The organism is Candidatus Phaeomarinobacter ectocarpi (assembly GCF_000689395.1).
Lineage (GTDB): Bacteria > Pseudomonadota > Alphaproteobacteria > CGMCC-115125 > CGMCC-115125 > Pyruvatibacter > Pyruvatibacter ectocarpi.
This window is the reverse complement of sequence record NZ_HG966617.1, coordinates 1,738,533-1,753,901: the sequence shown is the minus strand read 5'-3', so window position 1 is coordinate 1,753,901 and position 15,369 is coordinate 1,738,533. Positions and strand designations below refer to the sequence as shown.

Annotated in this window: 26 protein-coding genes; all 26 read left to right on the top strand. The window is 56.5% G+C overall.

What is annotated here, in order from left to right; genetic code table 11:
* Positions 1–1,860: elongation factor G (fusA, locus tag BN1012_RS08475; RefSeq protein ID WP_244442882.1), on the top strand; the 1,860-nt coding region annotated here is incomplete at its 5' end.
* A 75-nt stretch (positions 1,861–1,935) separates the two neighbouring features.
* Positions 1,936–3,126, top strand: a complete 1,191-nt coding sequence (gene tuf / locus BN1012_RS08470; RefSeq protein WP_043949289.1) for an elongation factor Tu — start codon at positions 1,936–1,938, stop codon at positions 3,124–3,126.
* Positions 3,127–3,230: 104 nt separating this feature from the next.
* Complete coding sequence (gene rpsJ, locus BN1012_RS08465) at positions 3,231–3,539, top strand: 30S ribosomal protein S10 (protein ID WP_043949288.1); 309 nt, start codon at positions 3,231–3,233, stop codon at positions 3,537–3,539.
* 28 nt (positions 3,540–3,567) lie between these two features.
* Positions 3,568–4,353 (top strand): 50S ribosomal protein L3, encoded by a 786-nt coding sequence (gene rplC / locus BN1012_RS08460; protein WP_043949287.1) that lies wholly within the window; start codon positions 3,568–3,570, stop codon positions 4,351–4,353.
* Between the two features lie 2 nt (positions 4,354–4,355).
* Entirely contained in the window at positions 4,356–4,976 is a 621-nt protein-coding gene (rplD, locus tag BN1012_RS08455) for a 50S ribosomal protein L4 (RefSeq protein WP_043949286.1), read from the top strand.
* On the top strand, positions 4,973–5,266 hold the full coding sequence (locus BN1012_RS08450) for a 50S ribosomal protein L23 (RefSeq protein WP_043949285.1): 294 nt from the start codon (positions 4,973–4,975) through the stop codon (positions 5,264–5,266). Before rplD ends, BN1012_RS08450 begins: the two co-directional genes overlap by 4 nt.
* A gap of 17 nt (positions 5,267–5,283) precedes the next feature.
* Positions 5,284–6,123 carry a 50S ribosomal protein L2 gene (gene rplB / locus BN1012_RS08445; protein ID WP_043949284.1) on the top strand — a complete coding sequence of 280 codons (840 nt, stop codon included), beginning with the start codon at positions 5,284–5,286 and terminating at the stop codon, positions 6,121–6,123.
* A gap of 11 nt (positions 6,124–6,134) precedes the next feature.
* Positions 6,135–6,413: a 30S ribosomal protein S19 gene (gene rpsS, locus BN1012_RS08440; protein ID WP_043949283.1), complete on the top strand. Its 279-nt coding sequence runs from the start codon at positions 6,135–6,137 to the stop codon at positions 6,411–6,413.
* Between the two features lie 2 nt (positions 6,414–6,415).
* Positions 6,416–6,811 (top strand): 50S ribosomal protein L22, encoded by a 396-nt coding sequence (gene rplV, locus BN1012_RS08435; RefSeq protein WP_043949282.1) that lies wholly within the window; start codon positions 6,416–6,418, stop codon positions 6,809–6,811.
* Positions 6,811–7,527 (top strand): 30S ribosomal protein S3, encoded by a 717-nt coding sequence (rpsC, locus tag BN1012_RS08430; protein ID WP_043949281.1) that lies wholly within the window; start codon positions 6,811–6,813, stop codon positions 7,525–7,527. Before rplV ends, rpsC begins: the two co-directional genes overlap by 1 nt.
* Positions 7,528–7,563: 36 nt before the next feature.
* The gene (rplP, locus tag BN1012_RS08425; RefSeq protein ID WP_043949280.1) at positions 7,564–7,980 is read left to right on the top strand and encodes a 50S ribosomal protein L16; all 417 of its coding nucleotides are present in this window, start codon (positions 7,564–7,566) and stop codon (positions 7,978–7,980) included.
* Between the two features lie 15 nt (positions 7,981–7,995).
* Entirely contained in the window at positions 7,996–8,208 is a 213-nt protein-coding gene (rpmC, locus tag BN1012_RS08420) for a 50S ribosomal protein L29 (protein ID WP_171816002.1), read from the top strand.
* A 22-nt stretch (positions 8,209–8,230) separates the two neighbouring features.
* A complete protein-coding gene (gene rpsQ / locus BN1012_RS08415) occupies positions 8,231–8,470 on the top strand; it encodes a 30S ribosomal protein S17 (protein ID WP_043949278.1) in 240 nt (79 codons plus the stop codon).
* 73 nt (positions 8,471–8,543) lie between these two features.
* Positions 8,544–8,912 carry a 50S ribosomal protein L14 gene (gene rplN, locus BN1012_RS08410; RefSeq protein ID WP_043949277.1) on the top strand — a complete coding sequence of 123 codons (369 nt, stop codon included), beginning with the start codon at positions 8,544–8,546 and terminating at the stop codon, positions 8,910–8,912.
* A 10-nt stretch (positions 8,913–8,922) separates the two neighbouring features.
* Entirely contained in the window at positions 8,923–9,240 is a 318-nt protein-coding gene (rplX, locus tag BN1012_RS08405; RefSeq protein ID WP_122381401.1) for a 50S ribosomal protein L24, read from the top strand.
* Positions 9,233–9,805, top strand: coding sequence for a 50S ribosomal protein L5 (gene rplE, locus BN1012_RS08400; protein WP_043949275.1), 573 nt, complete (start codon positions 9,233–9,235; stop codon positions 9,803–9,805). The genes rplX and rplE overlap by 8 nt, the downstream gene beginning before the upstream one ends.
* Before the next feature lie 55 nt (positions 9,806–9,860).
* Positions 9,861–10,166: a 30S ribosomal protein S14 gene (gene rpsN, locus BN1012_RS08395; protein ID WP_043949274.1), complete on the top strand. Its 306-nt coding sequence runs from the start codon at positions 9,861–9,863 to the stop codon at positions 10,164–10,166.
* A gap of 11 nt (positions 10,167–10,177) precedes the next feature.
* Positions 10,178–10,576: a 30S ribosomal protein S8 gene (gene rpsH / locus BN1012_RS08390; protein WP_043949273.1), complete on the top strand. Its 399-nt coding sequence runs from the start codon at positions 10,178–10,180 to the stop codon at positions 10,574–10,576.
* Positions 10,577–10,625: 49 nt separating this feature from the next.
* Entirely contained in the window at positions 10,626–11,159 is a 534-nt protein-coding gene (gene rplF, locus BN1012_RS08385) for a 50S ribosomal protein L6 (protein WP_043949272.1), read from the top strand.
* 17 nt (positions 11,160–11,176) lie between these two features.
* Positions 11,177–11,539 carry a 50S ribosomal protein L18 gene (rplR, locus tag BN1012_RS08380; RefSeq protein WP_043949271.1) on the top strand — a complete coding sequence of 121 codons (363 nt, stop codon included), beginning with the start codon at positions 11,177–11,179 and terminating at the stop codon, positions 11,537–11,539.
* Between the two features lie 17 nt (positions 11,540–11,556).
* Positions 11,557–12,141, top strand: coding sequence for a 30S ribosomal protein S5 (gene rpsE / locus BN1012_RS08375; RefSeq protein ID WP_043949270.1), 585 nt, complete (start codon positions 11,557–11,559; stop codon positions 12,139–12,141).
* A 10-nt stretch (positions 12,142–12,151) separates the two neighbouring features.
* Entirely contained in the window at positions 12,152–12,343 is a 192-nt protein-coding gene (rpmD, locus tag BN1012_RS08370; RefSeq protein WP_043949269.1) for a 50S ribosomal protein L30, read from the top strand.
* A 68-nt stretch (positions 12,344–12,411) separates the two neighbouring features.
* Positions 12,412–12,909 (top strand): 50S ribosomal protein L15, encoded by a 498-nt coding sequence (rplO, locus tag BN1012_RS08365; protein ID WP_043949268.1) that lies wholly within the window; start codon positions 12,412–12,414, stop codon positions 12,907–12,909.
* Positions 12,910–12,967: 58 nt separating this feature from the next.
* Complete coding sequence (secY, locus tag BN1012_RS08360) at positions 12,968–14,299, top strand: preprotein translocase subunit SecY (protein WP_043949267.1); 1,332 nt, start codon at positions 12,968–12,970, stop codon at positions 14,297–14,299.
* Positions 14,296–14,874 (top strand): adenylate kinase, encoded by a 579-nt coding sequence (locus BN1012_RS08355; protein ID WP_043949266.1) that lies wholly within the window; start codon positions 14,296–14,298, stop codon positions 14,872–14,874. The genes secY and BN1012_RS08355 overlap by 4 nt, the downstream gene beginning before the upstream one ends.
* A 256-nt stretch (positions 14,875–15,130) precedes the next feature.
* The coding region (rpsM, locus tag BN1012_RS08350) for a 30S ribosomal protein S13 (protein WP_043950826.1) at positions 15,131–15,369 on the top strand (239 nt) is incomplete at its 3' end.

Here is a 15,369-nt window from a genome sequence, read left to right as displayed (position 1 = left end):
AACGATCACCGCATCAACATCATCGACACTCCGGGACACGTGGACTTCACGATTGAAGTTGAACGTTCGCTGCGTGTACTTGATGGCGCTGTTGCCGTGTTTGATGGCGTTGCGGGTGTTGAGCCTCAGTCCGAAACAGTTTGGCGTCAGGCTGACAAGTACAGCGTTCCGCGTATGTGCTTCGTCAACAAGCTGGACCGTACCGGCGCTGACTTCTTCCGTTGTGTCGACATGATCGTGGATCGCCTTGGCGCCACACCGCTTGTGACACAGCTGCCTATTGGCATGGAAGCAGACTTCCTGGGTGTCGTTGACCTGGTGAAGATGCAGGCGGTTGTCTGGAAAGATGAAAGCCTCGGTGCTGAATACGAATACACAGACATTCCTGCCGATCTGAAGGATCAGGCTGATGAGTACCGGTCCAAGCTCATCGAAACGGCTGTTGAAGCTGACGATGATGCAATGGAAGCATATCTTGAAGGCAACGAGCCTGATGAGGCTGGCCTCAAGGCGCTGATCCGCAAGGGTGCGATCGAGCAGATTTTTGTGCCTGTGCTTTGCGGTACAGCCTTCAAGAACAAGGGCGTTCAGCCACTTCTCGACGCTGTGGTTGACTACATGCCGTCTCCGCTGGATGTGCCTGCGATTAAGGGTATCGATCCCAAGACAGAAGAAGAAACCGACCGCAAGTCAGACGATGACGAGCCGTTTGCTGCGCTGGCCTTCAAGATCATGAATGACCCATTCGTTGGTTCACTCACATTTGCCCGCATCTATTCCGGTAAGCTTGAGACTGGTTCATCCGTTCTCAACACCGTGAAAGAGAAGCGTGAGCGCGTTGGCCGTATGCTGCTGATGCATTCCAACAGCCGTGAAGACATCAAGGAAGCGGCTGCCGGCGACATTGTTGCTATCGCTGGTCTCAAAGACACGACGACGGGTGACACACTGTGTGACCCCAACCGTCCGGTCATTCTTGAGCGTATGGAATTCCCGGATCCGGTGATCGAGGTTGCCGTTGAGCCGAAGACCAAGAGTGACCAGGAAAAGATGGGCCTCGCGCTCTCACGTCTTGCTCAGGAAGATCCGTCTTTCCGTGTGACGTCAGACGAAGAGTCCGGCCAGACCGTGATCAAGGGCATGGGTGAGCTTCACCTCGATATCCTTGTTGATCGTATGAAGCGTGAGTTCAAGGTTGAGGCCAATGTCGGCGCGCCGCAGGTGGCGTACCGCGAAACCATCACCAAGCAGGCAACTGTTGACTACACCCACAAGAAGCAGACGGGTGGTTCTGGTCAGTTTGCGCGCGTGAAAATTGAATTCACGCCGTGCGAGCCTGGTGAAGGCTTTGAGTTTGAAAGCAAGATCGTCGGTGGTTCTGTACCCAAGGAATACATCCCGGGTGTTCAGAAGGGCATCGAAAGCGTTCGCGAAAACGGCATGCTCGCCGGCTTCCCAATGCTTGACTTCAAGGTTCGCCTGATTGACGGCGCTTACCATGACGTTGACTCCAGCATCATGGCTTTCGAAATCGCTGCCCGTGCAGCATTCCGTGAAGCGGGTGATGAGCTCGGTGTGGTTCTGCTTGAGCCAGTCATGAATGTCGAAGTCGTGACGCCTGAGGATTACATGGGCGACGTTATTGGCGATCTGAACTCACGTCGTGGGCAGATCTCCGGCACAGAAGCACGCGGCAATGCCACTGTGATCTCAGCAATGGTGCCGCTCGCCAACATGTTTGGCTACGTGAATACGCTGCGTTCAATGTCCCAGGGCCGTGCCCAGTACTCGATGCAGTTTGATCATTACGAACAGGTGCCGCACGCGGTGTCTGAAGAAGTTCGCGCGAAGCTGGCGTAACCAGCGACACGCATACCCAATTACGAAGACCGGACCCAAGGTTGATGGCGGGTCCATCAAAGGAAGACAGAAGAGATGGCCAAGGAAAAGTTTGAGCGCAACAAGCCGCATGTGAACATCGGGACTGTTGGTCACGTTGACCACGGCAAGACGACGTTGACAGCAGCGATAACGAAGGTGCTTGCGGAGCAGGGTGGCGCGGAGTTTTCGGACTACGCCGACATTGACAAGGCGCCTGAAGAAAAGGCGCGTGGCATCACGATTTCAACGGCGCACGTTGAGTATGAGACGGAAAACCGTCACTACGCCCACGTTGATTGCCCAGGCCATGCTGACTACGTGAAGAACATGATCACGGGTGCCGCGCAGATGGACGGCGGCATTCTTGTTGTGAACGCAGCTGATGGCCCGATGCCTCAGACCCGCGAGCACATTCTGCTTGCCCGTCAGGTTGGTGTGCCGGCGCTTGTTGTGTTCCTGAACAAGGTTGATCAGGTGGACGACGAAGAGCTTCTGGAACTCGTTGAAATGGAAGTGCGTGAGCTTCTGTCTTCTTACGACTTCCCGGGCGACGATATCCCCATCATTGCGGGTTCTGCTCTTGCAGCGCTTGAAGGCCGTGATGATGAAATCGGCAAGAACAAGATCCTTGAGCTGATGGCTGCGGTTGATGAGTACATCCCGACGCCGGAACGCCCGAAGGATCAGCCGTTCCTGATGCCTGTTGAAGACGTGTTCTCAATCTCCGGCCGCGGCACGGTTGCCACGGGTCGTATTGAGCGCGGTGTTGTGAATGTTGGCGAAGAAATTGAAATCGTCGGCATCAAGGACACCACGAAGACGACAGTTACGGGCGTTGAAATGTTCCGCAAGCTGCTCGATCAGGGTGAAGCTGGTGACAATGTTGGTTGCCTGCTGCGTGGTGTGAACCGCGAAGACATTGAGCGTGGTCAGGTTCTGGTACATCCGGGTTCTGTTACGCCGCACACGAAGTTCAAGGCCGAGGCCTACATCCTGACGAAGGATGAAGGTGGTCGTCACACACCGTTCTTCACGAACTACCGTCCGCAGTTGTACTTCCGTACGACGGATGTGACGGGTGTTGTGTCGCTGCCGGAAGGCACTGAAATGGTTATGCCTGGCGACAACTGCGAGATGCTCGTTGAGCTGATCGTCCCGATTGCCATGGAAGAGAAGCTGCGCTTCGCTATCCGTGAAGGCGGCCGCACCGTCGGTGCCGGCGTCGTCGCAGCAATCATCGAGTAACAAGTTTCCGGCGGGTGGGCCTTCAAGGCGCGCCCGCCGGACTTTGACTACCAAGTTCTTTCTAATGGCCCGGCAACGGGTCGCCTATACGGGAAACAGGTTCCATGCAGAACCAGAACATTCGCATTCGTTTGAAAGCATTCGATCATCGTATTCTCGATGCATCGACGCTGGAAATCGTCAATACGGCGAAACGGACGGGTGCAACGGTGCGTGGGCCAATCCCGCTGCCGAACCGGATCGAGAAGTTTACTGTGCTTCGTGGTCCGCACATCGATAAGAAGAGCCGTGAACAATTCGAGATCCGTACGCATAAGCGTCTTCTCGACATTGTCGACCCAACACCGCAGACCGTGGACGCGCTTATGAAGCTCGACCTCGCCGCCGGCGTTGATGTCGAAATTAAGCTCTAGGTTTTATTAGTAGCAAGGAGTGCGAAAAATGCGCGCTGGCGTGATCGCACAAAAAGTTGGCATGACGCGGGTCTTTACGGACGAGGGGAAGCATATTCCCGTCACCGTTCTTAAGCTCGATGGTTGCCAGGTTGTTGGACATCGCACGGAAGAGAAGAATGGCTACACAGCCCTTCAGCTCGGTGCAGGTTCAATCAAGGTCAAAAATCTCACCCGTGCTGCGCGCGGTCACTTTGCCAAGACGTCGGTGGAACCCCGTCGCCGCCTGGTCGAGTTCCGTGTGACACCGGACAACCTCATCGACGTGGGCGCTGAACTTCAGGCCGACCACTTCGTTGCAGGCCAATACGTAGATGCCTCTGGCATCTCGATTGGTAAGGGGTTTGCCGGTGCGATGAAGCGCCATAACTTCGGCGGTCTTCGCGCAACGCACGGTGTGTCCATCTCTCACCGTTCCCACGGTTCGACTGGTCAGTGTCAGGACCCGGGCAAGGTGTTCAAGGGCAAGAAGATGGCCGGTCACATGGGTCAAACCCGCGTGACCACCCAGAACCTTGAGATCGTTTCTACGGATGTAGAGCGTGGTCTCATCCTGGTGAAGGGTGCCATTCCTGGCTCCAAGGGCGGCTGGGTGCAGCTGTCTGACGCTGTCAAGAAGCCGCTTCCTGAAGGTGTGCCGATGCCTGGTGCGTTCCGCACGGCTGGTTCATCCGAAGAGAAGCCCGCTGAAGAAACCGCTGCTGAAACCCCGGCTGACGAAGTCGTGGCGGATGAAGCTGAGAACACCACCTCTGAGAAGAAGGACGACGCATAGTCATGAAGCTGGACGTCCAGACACTCGACGCCAAGAAGGCGGGCAGCGTTGATCTGCCGGATGACGTGTTCGCGCTCAAGCCGCGTACCGACATTCTCCACCGTATGGTGACTTATCAGCTGGCCAAGCGCCGCGCTGGTACACACAAGACAAAAGGCCGTTCCGAAATCGCCGGTACGACCAAGAAGATGTACAAGCAGAAGGGCACCGGTGGTGCGCGTCACGGTAACAAGAAGGTTCCTCAGTTCCGTGGTGGCGGCAAGGCCTTTGGTCCGGTTGTGCGTGATCACGCACACGGCCTGACCAAGAAGGTTCGCGCGCTTGCTCTTCGTCATGCCCTTTCGACCAAGGCACAGGCTGGTTCGATCATTGTTCTTGATGAAGCCAAGCTGCCTGAGCCGAAAACCAAGGTCGTGAAGGACGCTTTTGCCAAGCTTGGTATCACAAGCACGCTCATCGTTGATGGTGCGGAGCTTGATGACAACTTTGCTCTGGCTGCGCGGAACATTCCGCACACGGACGTGCTGCCTATTCAGGGCATCAACGTTTATGACGTTCTGCGCCGTGACACATTGGTGCTGACAAAGTCAGCACTCGAAGCACTGGAGGCACGGTTCGCATGAAGGCCGAAGATCTCTACACCGTCCTTCAGGCGCCGGTGATCACCGAAAAGTCCACCATTGCTGGTGAGAACAACCAGGTGGTTTTCCGTGTTCCGCTTGAAGCTACGAAGCCGCAGGTGAAGGAAGCTGTTGAAGCTCTCTTCAAAGTTGAGGTGAAAGCCGTCAACACCATGCGGGTCAAAGGCAAGCAGAAGCGTTTTCGCGGCATGCTTGGCAAACGTTCGGATATCAAGAAGGCAATCGTCACGCTTGCCGATGGTCACTCCATTGATGTGACTACAGGCCTTTAAGGGACGACGCAGGAACAATGGCACTTAAGAAATACAATCCGATCACGCCGAGCCAGCGCCAGCTGGTGACCGTCGATCGCTCTGGTCTTTGGAAAGGCAAGCCGGTCAAGACATTGACCCAGGGCCTGACGAAGTCCGGTGGCCGCAACAACAAGGGCCGCACCACGTCTTATCGGACAGGTGGTGGTCATAAGCGCACCTATCGGATGATCGACTTCAAGCGTCGCAAGTTCGATGTACCTGCGAAGGTTGAGCGTCTTGAGTATGACCCCAACCGGACAGCCTTTATTGCGCTGATCAAGTACGAAGATGGTGAGCTGTCTTACATCCTTGCTCCGCAGCGTCTGGCAGAAGGCGATACTGTTATTGCCGGTGCCCGCGTTGACGTGAAGCCTGGCAATGCGATGCCACTGTCTGCGATGCCAATCGGCACCATCGTCCACAATGTGGAGATGAAGGAAGGCAAGGGCGGTCAGATCGCTCGGTCAGCCGGCACGTATGTGCAGCTCGTCGGTCGTGATCAGGGTTATGCCATTCTGCGTCTTGGCTCAGGTGAACAGCGCCTTGTTCGCGGTGAGTGTATGGCGACAGTCGGTGCGGTTTCAAACCCGGACCAGTCAAACATCAAGCTTGGTAAGGCGGGTCGTTCTCGCTGGCTTGGCCGTCGTCCGACGGTTCGTGGTGTTGCCATGAACCCGGTCGATCACCCCCATGGTGGTGGTGAAGGTCGTACGTCAGGTGGCCGTCATCCAGTGACACCTTGGGGCAAGCCCACAAAGGGTCGCCGGACACGCTCCAACAAGTCCACAGACAAATACATCGTGCGCAGCCGTCATCAGCGCAAGAAGAAGCGGTAGGGCCTAAGTAAATGACACGCTCCGTATGGAAAGGGCCGTTTGTTGACGGCTATCTGTTGAAGAAGGCCGACGCAGTGCGCGAGTCGGGCCGTAACGAGATCATCAAGATCTGGTCACGTCGCTCTACGATCCTGCCACAGTTCGTTGGTCTCAATTTCGGTGTCTACAACGGCAACAAGCATGTGCCGGTGCAGATTTCTGAAGACATGGTTGGCCACAAGTTTGGCGAGTTCGCTCCAACACGGACGTACTACGGTCATACGGCTGACAAGAAGGCGAAGAGGAAGTAACGATGGGCAAGCCATCCAAACCCCGGAAGCTAGCGGAAAACGAGGCGCGTGCGGTTGGCCGCATGCTGCGTACGAGTCCGCGCAAGCTGAACCTGGTTGCTCAGTCCATCCGTGGTCTGAAGGTTGATCGTGCAATTGCTGATCTGACCTTCTCACCAAAGCGGATTTCAAAGTCGGTGAAGGCGGTTCTTGAAAGCGCCATTGCCAACGCTGAAAACAACCATGACCTGGATGTCGACGAACTCGTCGTCCATGAGGCCTATGTGGGCAAGAACCTTGTCATGAAGCGCTGGAAGCCACGGGCACGTGGTCGGGTAGGCCGGATTGAGAAGCCATTCAGCCAGATCACGATTGTTGTGCGCGAGAAGAGTGCCGAGACTTCAGGGGAAGCTGCGTAATGGGACATAAGGTCAATCCAATCGGGCTCCGCCTTGGCGTCAACCGTACCTGGGATTCCCGCTGGTACGCGAACCGCGGCGAGTATGGCGAGCTGCTTCATGAGGATGTCCGCATCCGTGAATTCCTGATGAAGGAATTGAAGCAGGCCGGCATCTCCAAGGTGATCATTGAGCGTCCGCACAAGAAGTGCCGGGTGACGATCCACACGGCACGTCCGGGAGTTGTCATCGGCAAGAAGGGCGCGGACATCGAAACGCTGCGCCGCAAGATTCAGTCAATGACGTCCAGCGAAGTGCACCTCAACATTGTTGAAGTGCGGAAGCCGGAAATCGATGCACAGCTGGTGGCAGACTCCATTGCCCAGCAGCTGGAACGCCGTGTGGCTTTCCGCCGTGCCATGAAGCGGGCTGTTCAGTCTGCCATGCGTATGGGCGCTGAAGGCATTCGTATCACCTGTGGTGGTCGTCTGGGCGGTGCTGAAATTGCCCGTGTTGAATGGTACCGCGAAGGTCGTGTGCCCCTTCATACACTGCGCGCTGACATTGACTACGCCACGTCTACGGCGTTCACCGCCTACGGTGCCTCCGGCATCAAGGTTTGGATTTTCAAGGGCGAAATCCTTGAGCATGACCCGATGGCACATGAGAAGCGTGCCCTGTCTGCTCAGGAAGGTGGACGTCCCGGTGGCGGCGATCGTCGGCCCCGTCGCGACTAATTGCGACGTTGTTTGAGAGTTTGAGGACTTAGAGAGATGCTGCAGCCAAAGCGCACAAAATTCCGCAAGGCCCACAAGGGCCGCATCCATGGCGTTGCCAAGGGCGGGACGGCTTTGAATTTCGGCTCCCACGGGCTGAAGGCCCAGGAACCAATGCGTGTTACGGCACGTCAGATTGAAGCGGCGCGTCGTGCCATCACACGTCACATGAAGCGTGCTGGCCGTGTGTGGATCCGCATCTTCCCGGATGTGCCGGTTTCAAAGAAGCCGACTGAAGTTCGGATGGGTAAAGGTAAGGGTACGCCGGAATATTGGGTTGCTCGGGTCAAGCCGGGTCGCGTGATGTTCGAAATCGATGGTGTTCCACACGATGTGGCGAAAGAGGCGCTGGAACTTGGTGCAGCCAAGCTCCCGCTCAAGGTTCGCATGATCACACGTGTCGGCGAACACTAGAGCGGCGCGAAGAGGATAGGACTGATGAAGATTGCAGATGTCCGGGACATGACGCCCGACCAGATGGACGACGAAGTGGTGAAGCTGCGCAAGGAAGCATTCAACATGCGCTTCCAGCGTGCCACGGGTCAGCTCGATAACACGGCGCGTTTGCGCGTGATCCGTCGCACCATTGCACGGATTAAAACCATTCAGGGCGAGCGCGGCAAAGCCGACGCTTCTGCCTAAGCAGGACTAGAAGGAACCTAAGATGCCAAAGCGCGTGCTCCAGGGCGTCGTGGTCAGCGACAAAATGAAAGACACGGTCACTGTGCTCGTTGAGCGCCGTTTTACTGACCCTGTCATGAAGAAGACCATTCGTCGTACGAAGCGGTATCACGCACATGATGCGCAGAACGCTTTCAAGACGGGTGACAAGGTGCGCATTCGCGAATGCGTTCCGATTTCCAAGACGAAGCGCTGGGAAATCTACACCGGCGAAGAGGCGTAAGCCTTTCTCGTTCGGTTTCGAGAATTTGAAGTTTGGTCGTAAGCGCGCTTACACAGCGTGAAGGAATTGAATAATGATCCAGATGCAGTCGAATTTGGACGTCGCGGACAACTCAGGTGCCCGTCGCGTTCAGTGCATCAAGGTGCTGGGTGGCTCCAAGCGCAAATATGCCGGTGTTGGTGACACGATCGTTGTCAGCATCAAGGAAGCCATTCCACGCGGTCGCGTAAAAAAGGGCGACGTGATGAAGGCAGTGATTGTACGCACTGCCAAGGAAATCCGCCGTCCAGACGGAAGTGCCATCCGCTTTGATAGCAATGCGGCTGTGCTCGTGAACAACAATGGTGAGCCGATCGGCACTCGTATCTTTGGCCCGGTTACTCGCGAACTGCGTGCCAAGAACATGATGAAGATCGTGTCTCTCGCACCGGAGGTGCTTTAGAGCCATGGCTTTGAAACTGAAAATTCGCAAGGGCGACAAGGTCGTTGTGACGACTGGTAAGGACAAGGGCAAAACGGGCGAAGTGCTCAAGGTGCTCCGTGAGGAAAACCGTGCCGTTGTTCAGGGCGTGAACATCGTTCGCCGCCACACACGTCAGACGCCGCAGGCCGAAGGCGGGATCATCGCTAAGGAAGCGCCGATCCACATTTCGAATATCGCGATTGAGGACCCCAAAGAGGGTGGTGCATCGCGGGTTGGCTTTAAGACGCTTGATGACGGACGCAAGGTTCGTGTCGCGAAGCGCTCAGGAGAAGTAATCGATGGCTGATGCTGCTGAAGCCACGGACAACTACGTACCGCGCGCCCGCGCGACATACGAAGGTGTCGTTCGTGAGAAGCTTATTGAGGAATTCGGGTACAAGAACCCGATGCAGGTGCCCAAGGTCGAGAAGATCGTCCTGAACATTGGTGCCGGCGTCGCTGTGGGTGACTCGAAAAAGATTGGTTCTGCGGTTGCAGCACTTGAAGCCCTAACGGGTCAGAAGGCTGTTATCACCAAGGCCAAGAAGTCTGAAGCTACGTTCAAGCTTCGCGAAGGCATGAACATCGGTGCCAAGGTCACACTGCGCAAAGAGCGCATGTATGAGTTCCTTGATCGCCTGGTGAACATTGCTCTGCCGCGCGTGCGTGACTTCCGCGGTCTGAACCCCAAGAGCTTTGACGGCAATGGCAACTACGCCATGGGCCTGAAGGAACATATCGTGTTCCCAGAGATCAACTATGACGACGTCGATCACGTGTGGGGGATGGATATCATCGTCTGCACATCGGCTGCCACTGATGACGAGGCGAGGGCTCTCCTTCGCGAACTCAACTTCCCCTTCACGTCGTAAACGCACCCATTTAGACGTGGGCTGCGAACGATACGGTCGGGACTAGGAGGACTACATGGCGAAAAAGAGCGCCATCGAAAAGAACAAGAAGCGTCAGCAGCTCGTAAAGAAGTACGCAGCTAAGCGTGCGGCTCTGCGTGAGCTCATCCACAACCAGGAACTGCCCATCGAGGAGCGGATCCAGGCTCAGTTGAAGCTCAATGCGCTGCCACGGGATTCATCTCCCAGCCGCGTGCGGAACCGGTGTGAAGTATCCGGCCGTCCGCGCGGATATTATCGCAAGCTGAAAATGTCACGCATCGCGCTACGGGACTTTGCCTCCAATGGGCAGGTTCCGGGCATGGTCAAGTCGAGCTGGTAGGGAGTTAGCAAATGTCTTTTTCTGATCCTCTCGGCGATATGCTGACCCGCATCCGCAATGGCCAGATGCGCGGTAAGTCAAAGGTCCAGACCCCAGGGTCAAACCTTCGCCGTCGTGTGCTCGATGTGCTGCAGTCTGAAGGGTACATTCGCGGTTACGCGGAAGTGGCTTTCGACAATGGCCGCAAGGAATTTGAGATCGAGCTCAAATACTTCGAAGGCACGCCCGTGATCCGTGAGATCAAGCGTGTGTCCAAGCCTGGTCGCCGGGTGTATTCCGCGGTGACTGATCTTCCTCAGGTTTACAACGGCCTGGGTATTTCCATTCTGTCGACACCCAAGGGTGTGATGTCTGACCACATCGCACGTGAGGAAAATGTCGGTGGTGAGGTTCTCTGCCAGGTGTTCTAGGCCTTTATCGGGCCCAAGGGACAGACCAGCGGACTAGGAGCGAATAGATATGTCGCGTATCGGTAAAATGCCTATCGCCATTGCAAGTGGCGTCACTGTGACCGTCGATGGTCAAACAGTGAAGGCGAAGGGATCAAAGGGTGAGCTTGAGCTTACGCTTGTTCCAGAAGTCACAGTCAGCCAGGGCGAAGACGGTCTTACCGTTGCGCCGGTTGATGAAAGCCAGCGTGCACGCGCAATGTGGGGCCTGTCGCGCTCTCTCGTTGCGAACATGGTGCAGGGTGTTGCGGAAGGCTTCAGCAAGGAGCTTGAGATCAACGGTGTTGGTTACCGTGCAGAAGTGCAGGGTAAGAGCCTCAAGCTTGCGCTTGGGTTCAGCCACGATGTGATCTACCCAGTGCCCGAAGGCATTGAGATCAAGACGCCAAAGCCTACGGAAGTTGTCATTTCGGGAATCGACAAGCAAAAGGTCGGGCAGGTTGCTGCTGAGATCCGTAGCTATCGTCCGCCAGAGCCTTACAAGGGCAAGGGCGTGAAGTATGTCGACGAATACATCTTCCGCAAGGAAGGCAAGAAGAAGTAAGTGAACGGAACAGGCAGATGAGCAATTCAATGAAGATGCGCGAACGCCGCAAGATGCGGGTGCGCCGTTCGCTTAAGAAGACCGCCAACGGGCGTCCGCGCCTGTCGGTTTACCGGTCGTCGAAGCACATTTCTGCACAGGTCATCGATGATGTTCAGGGTGTTACCCTGGCGTCGGCATCGACCCTGGAAAAGGATCTGCGCGGTAGCCTCAAGACAGGCGCCGATGTGGCTGCAGCAAAAGCTGTGGGTGAGTTGGTGGCCAAGCGTGCGAAAGACAATGGCGTCAAGGACGTCGTCTTCGACCGTGGCGGGTACATTTATCATGGCCGTGTGAAAGCGCTGGCCGACGCTGCCCGTGAGGGCGGCTTGGAATTCTAGGCGAGAGGGTTAGTCACGTGGCACGGGAACAAGGCGGTCGGAGTGACCGCGGACGTGGGCGCGATCGCGATGATCGTGATAGCGAATTCGTCGACAAGCTGGTGCATATCAACCGCGTCGCCAAGGTGGTGAAGGGCGGTCGCCGCTTCGGTTTTGCTGCCCTTGTGGTGGTTGGTGATCAGAAGGGCCGGGTCGGCTTTGGCAAGGGCAAGGCCCGAGAAGTGCCGGAAGCTATCCGCAAGGCAACGGAACAGGCTAAGCGCCAGATGATCCGTGTGCCGCTGCGCGAAGGTCGTACGCTGCATCACGATGTGGCTGGTCGTCATGGCGCGGGTCGTGTGTACCTGCGTGCAGCGCCTCCGGGCACCGGCATCATTGCTGGTGGTCCAATGCGCGCAGTGTTTGAAACACTGGGCATGCAGGATCTGGTGGCAAAGTCGATCGGTACGTCGAACCCCTACAACATGGTTCGGGCAACGTTTGATGCTCTGACGCGCGAGCAGAGCCCGCGTATGGTGGCAGCACGCCGCGGCCTCAAGGTCAGCGACGTGGTTTCCCGCCGTTCCGATGCTTCTTCTGAAGCGCTCGAAGACGCTGAGTAGGAACTGACTGATGGCAGCTAAGAAAACAATCACCGTTGAGCAGATTGGTAGCCCAATCCGCCGTCCGGACCGTCAGCAGAAAGTGCTGATCGGTCTTGGCCTCAACAAGATGCATCGTCGTCGGACGCTGGAAGACACTCCAGCTGTGCGCGGCATGGTCAACAAGGTGCACCATCTGGTGCGGATCGTGGACGAGTCCTAGGGACTGGCTCCACCATCATTTGGTATCTCGCCTGGGCATGTGGGCCCGAGGCAAAAGGCAGTTGAACGATGAAGCTGAACGAGCTCAAAGATAACGAAGGCGCCCGCAAGGAGCGCATGCGTGTGGGCCGTGGTTACGGTTCCGGTAAGGGCGTAACTGCTGGTCGCGGCCAAAAGGGCCAGAAGTCACGCTCCGGTGTGGCTATCAAAGGCTACGAAGGTGGCCAGATGCCCATTCACATGCGTCTGCCGAAGCGGGGCTTTAACAACCCGTTCCCGACAGTCTACGCAATTGTGAACATCGGCCGGGTGCAGCGCGCCATCGATGAGGGCACACTGGACGGCTCGAAGCCGGTCAATGCTGAAGCTCTTCGCGGTGCAGGTCTCCTGCGCCGCAAGGATGTGGATGTACGGCTGCTGGCAAAGGGCGACTTGAAAGCCAAGGTCTCTTTCGAAGTGACAAGCGCATCCAAGGGTGCTGCCGAAGCTGTTGAAAAAGCCGGTGGATCGATCAAGATCGTCGAATCAGCCCGGCCCAAGCCGGCTGCTGAAACCGCTTCTGCGTAAGTCTGGCCTCAGTTTCCAAGGCCACGCATAGCGCGGGGCCTGTAAGGAGTAAGCGCATATGGCGTCGGCTGCCGAACAACTTGCGGCTAACCTCAATTTCTCTGCCTTTGCCAAGGCGGAAGAACTCAAGAAGCGCATCTGGTTCACGCTGGGTGCGCTTTTGGTGTACCGACTGGGAACGTATATTCCTCTGCCTGGTATTGACCCCGTTGCGCTTGCCCAGCTGTTTGAACAGCAGCAGGGTGGCATCGTTGGCATGTTTGACATGTTCGCCGGTGGCGCTGTCGGTCGTATGGCCATCTTCGCACTGAACGTCATGCCGTATATTTCGGCGTCCATCATCATGCAGCTCATGACAGCGGTTGTGCCGCGTCTTGAGCAGTTGAAGAAGGAAGGCGAAGCCGGGCGTAAGCAGATCAACCAGTACACCCGTTACGGCACGGTTCTGCTGGCGACACTGCAGGGCTACGGCATTGCCGTGGGGCTGGAGAGCGCCGGCAATGTTGTGATTGATCCGGGACCCTTCTTCCGCATTTCCACGGTTATTACGCTTGTGGGCGGCACCATGTTCCTGATGTGGCTTGGTGAGCAGATCACCGCGCGCGGCGTTGGTAATGGTATTTCGCTGATCATCTTTGCAGGCATCGTGGCCGAGCTTCCGGCGGCTCTTGTGGGGACACTTGAGTTGGGGCGCCAGGGTGCGCTTTCCACTCTGGTCATCATCGGCTTCCTCGTGATGGCTGTGGCCGTAATTGCCTTCATCGTCTTTGTGGAGCGCGCGCAGCGGCGGCTGATTGTGCAGTATCCCAAACGACAGGTCGGTAACCGCATGTTCGGCGGGGACTCGTCCCATTTGCCGCTCAAGCTCAATACGGCCGGGGTTATTCCGCCAATCTTTGCGTCATCGTTGTTGCTGTTGCCGCTGACTGCTGCCGGTTTCTCCGGCGGGCAAGGACCCGAGTGGCTGACGACTGTCACCACAATGCTGGGCCACGGTCAGCCGTTGTACATGCTAATGTATGCCGCCGGCATTGTGTTCTTTGCGTTCTTCTACACAGCCCTTGTGTTCAACCCAGGGGACACGGCTGACAATCTGAAACAATATGGCGGCTTCGTGCCGGGCATTCGCCCTGGCGAGAGGACCGCTGAATATATCGACTATGTGCTGACACGCCTCACCGTTGTGGGAGCCGGGTATCTGGTCATTGTGTGTCTGCTTCCGGAAATTCTGGTCTCCCAGTATTCGGTGCCGTTCTATTTCGGCGGTACGTCGCTGCTCATTGTGGTGAGTGTGACCATGGATACGGTGTCTCAGGTGCAAAGCCACCTGTTGGCCCATCAGTATGAAGGCATGGTCAAGAAGTCGAAGTTGCGAGGGGGCCGTCGATGAATCTGATTTTCCTTGGACCACCGGGTGCCGGCAAGGGCACACAGGCTGGCCGTGTCGAGACCGCTCATGGGCTCGTGCAGCTTTCCACTGGTGACATGCTGCGTGCAGCTGTTGCTGCTGGCACGGAAATTGGCAAGCAGGCCAAGGAAATCATGGAACGCGGTGACCTGGTGCCGGATGAGGTGGTCGTAAAGATCATTTCAGATCGCATCGAGGAAAAGGACTGCGCCAACGGGTTTATTCTGGATGGCTTTCCACGTACGACGGGGCAGGCCGAAGCTCTGGACAAGATGCTTGAAGAAAAGGGCCTGAAGCTCAATGCGGTGATCGAGATCCGCGTTGATGATTCAATCCTTGTGGACCGTATTCGGACCCGTGCTGCGGAAACCGGTGGTGACCGCGCGGATGACAATGAGGAAACGCTGAAAAAGCGCCTCGAGGTCTATCACGCTCAGACGGCACCGCTGATCCCGTATTATGAGTCGCAGGGCAAACTTCTGGTTGTAGATGGCATGAGTGCCATTGATGACGTGACCCGAGACATTGAAGACAAGATTGGACTGGCAACTGCGTAGGGCCAATTTGGCTTATTTTGCAGTGGTTTAGGCTGATTCGCTGAACATTTTCCCAGGGCGACCTTTTACCTGGGTTTGAATGGTTGACTGAGACTGAACGAAACCTATAATCCGCGCCTCCGCAAAGGTCAGAATCGCGGATTTCCGCGCCGTTCCCGCTCCTAATCTGAGGGCCGGGCACGCGAGCGGTTTTTTTGTGTATCTGAACCCCGATTTTCGGGCGAGGAATTAGCGGCACTTTTGGAGAAACGAAGCAGTGGCTCGTATCGCAGGCGTCAATATCCCGACGAACAAGCGCGCATTGATCGCGCTTACTTACATTCATGGCATCGGCGACACAAAGGCCGCCGAAATCCTGGACAGCGTAAACATCTCGCATGAGCGGCGTGTTAACCAGCTGTCGGATGCCGAAGTCATTCAGATCCGTGAAGCGATCGACCAGAACTATCTGGTGGAAGGTGACCTTCGCCGTGAGACATCCATGAACATCAAGCG

Excerpts from the sequence above, each read along its gene's own strand:
- tuf (WP_043949289.1), top strand. The coding sequence starts at position 1,936 with ATGGCCAAGGAAAAGTTTGAGCGCAACAAGCCGCATGTGAACATCGGG.
- rpsJ (WP_043949288.1), top strand. The coding sequence starts at position 3,231 with ATGCAGAACCAGAACATTCGCATTCGTTTGAAAGCATTCGATCATCGT.
- rplC (WP_043949287.1), top strand. The coding sequence starts at position 3,568 with ATGCGCGCTGGCGTGATCGCACAAAAAGTTGGCATGACGCGGGTCTTT.
- rplD (WP_043949286.1), top strand. The coding sequence starts at position 4,356 with ATGAAGCTGGACGTCCAGACACTCGACGCCAAGAAGGCGGGCAGCGTT.
- BN1012_RS08450 (WP_043949285.1), top strand. The coding sequence starts at position 4,973 with ATGAAGGCCGAAGATCTCTACACCGTCCTTCAGGCGCCGGTGATCACC.
- rplB (WP_043949284.1), top strand. The coding sequence starts at position 5,284 with ATGGCACTTAAGAAATACAATCCGATCACGCCGAGCCAGCGCCAGCTG.
- rpsS (WP_043949283.1), top strand. The coding sequence starts at position 6,135 with ATGACACGCTCCGTATGGAAAGGGCCGTTTGTTGACGGCTATCTGTTG.
- rplV (WP_043949282.1), top strand. The coding sequence starts at position 6,416 with ATGGGCAAGCCATCCAAACCCCGGAAGCTAGCGGAAAACGAGGCGCGT.
- rpsC (WP_043949281.1), top strand. The coding sequence starts at position 6,811 with ATGGGACATAAGGTCAATCCAATCGGGCTCCGCCTTGGCGTCAACCGT.
- rplP (WP_043949280.1), top strand. The coding sequence starts at position 7,564 with ATGCTGCAGCCAAAGCGCACAAAATTCCGCAAGGCCCACAAGGGCCGC.
- rpsQ (WP_043949278.1), top strand. The coding sequence starts at position 8,231 with ATGCCAAAGCGCGTGCTCCAGGGCGTCGTGGTCAGCGACAAAATGAAA.
- rplN (WP_043949277.1), top strand. The coding sequence starts at position 8,544 with ATGATCCAGATGCAGTCGAATTTGGACGTCGCGGACAACTCAGGTGCC.
- rplE (WP_043949275.1), top strand. The coding sequence starts at position 9,233 with ATGGCTGATGCTGCTGAAGCCACGGACAACTACGTACCGCGCGCCCGC.
- rpsN (WP_043949274.1), top strand. The coding sequence starts at position 9,861 with ATGGCGAAAAAGAGCGCCATCGAAAAGAACAAGAAGCGTCAGCAGCTC.
- rpsH (WP_043949273.1), top strand. The coding sequence starts at position 10,178 with ATGTCTTTTTCTGATCCTCTCGGCGATATGCTGACCCGCATCCGCAAT.
- rplF (WP_043949272.1), top strand. The coding sequence starts at position 10,626 with ATGTCGCGTATCGGTAAAATGCCTATCGCCATTGCAAGTGGCGTCACT.
- rplR (WP_043949271.1), top strand. The coding sequence starts at position 11,177 with ATGAGCAATTCAATGAAGATGCGCGAACGCCGCAAGATGCGGGTGCGC.
- rpmD (WP_043949269.1), top strand. The coding sequence starts at position 12,152 with ATGGCAGCTAAGAAAACAATCACCGTTGAGCAGATTGGTAGCCCAATC.
- rplO (WP_043949268.1), top strand. The coding sequence starts at position 12,412 with ATGAAGCTGAACGAGCTCAAAGATAACGAAGGCGCCCGCAAGGAGCGC.
- secY (WP_043949267.1), top strand. The coding sequence starts at position 12,968 with ATGGCGTCGGCTGCCGAACAACTTGCGGCTAACCTCAATTTCTCTGCC.
- BN1012_RS08355 (WP_043949266.1), top strand. The coding sequence starts at position 14,296 with ATGAATCTGATTTTCCTTGGACCACCGGGTGCCGGCAAGGGCACACAG.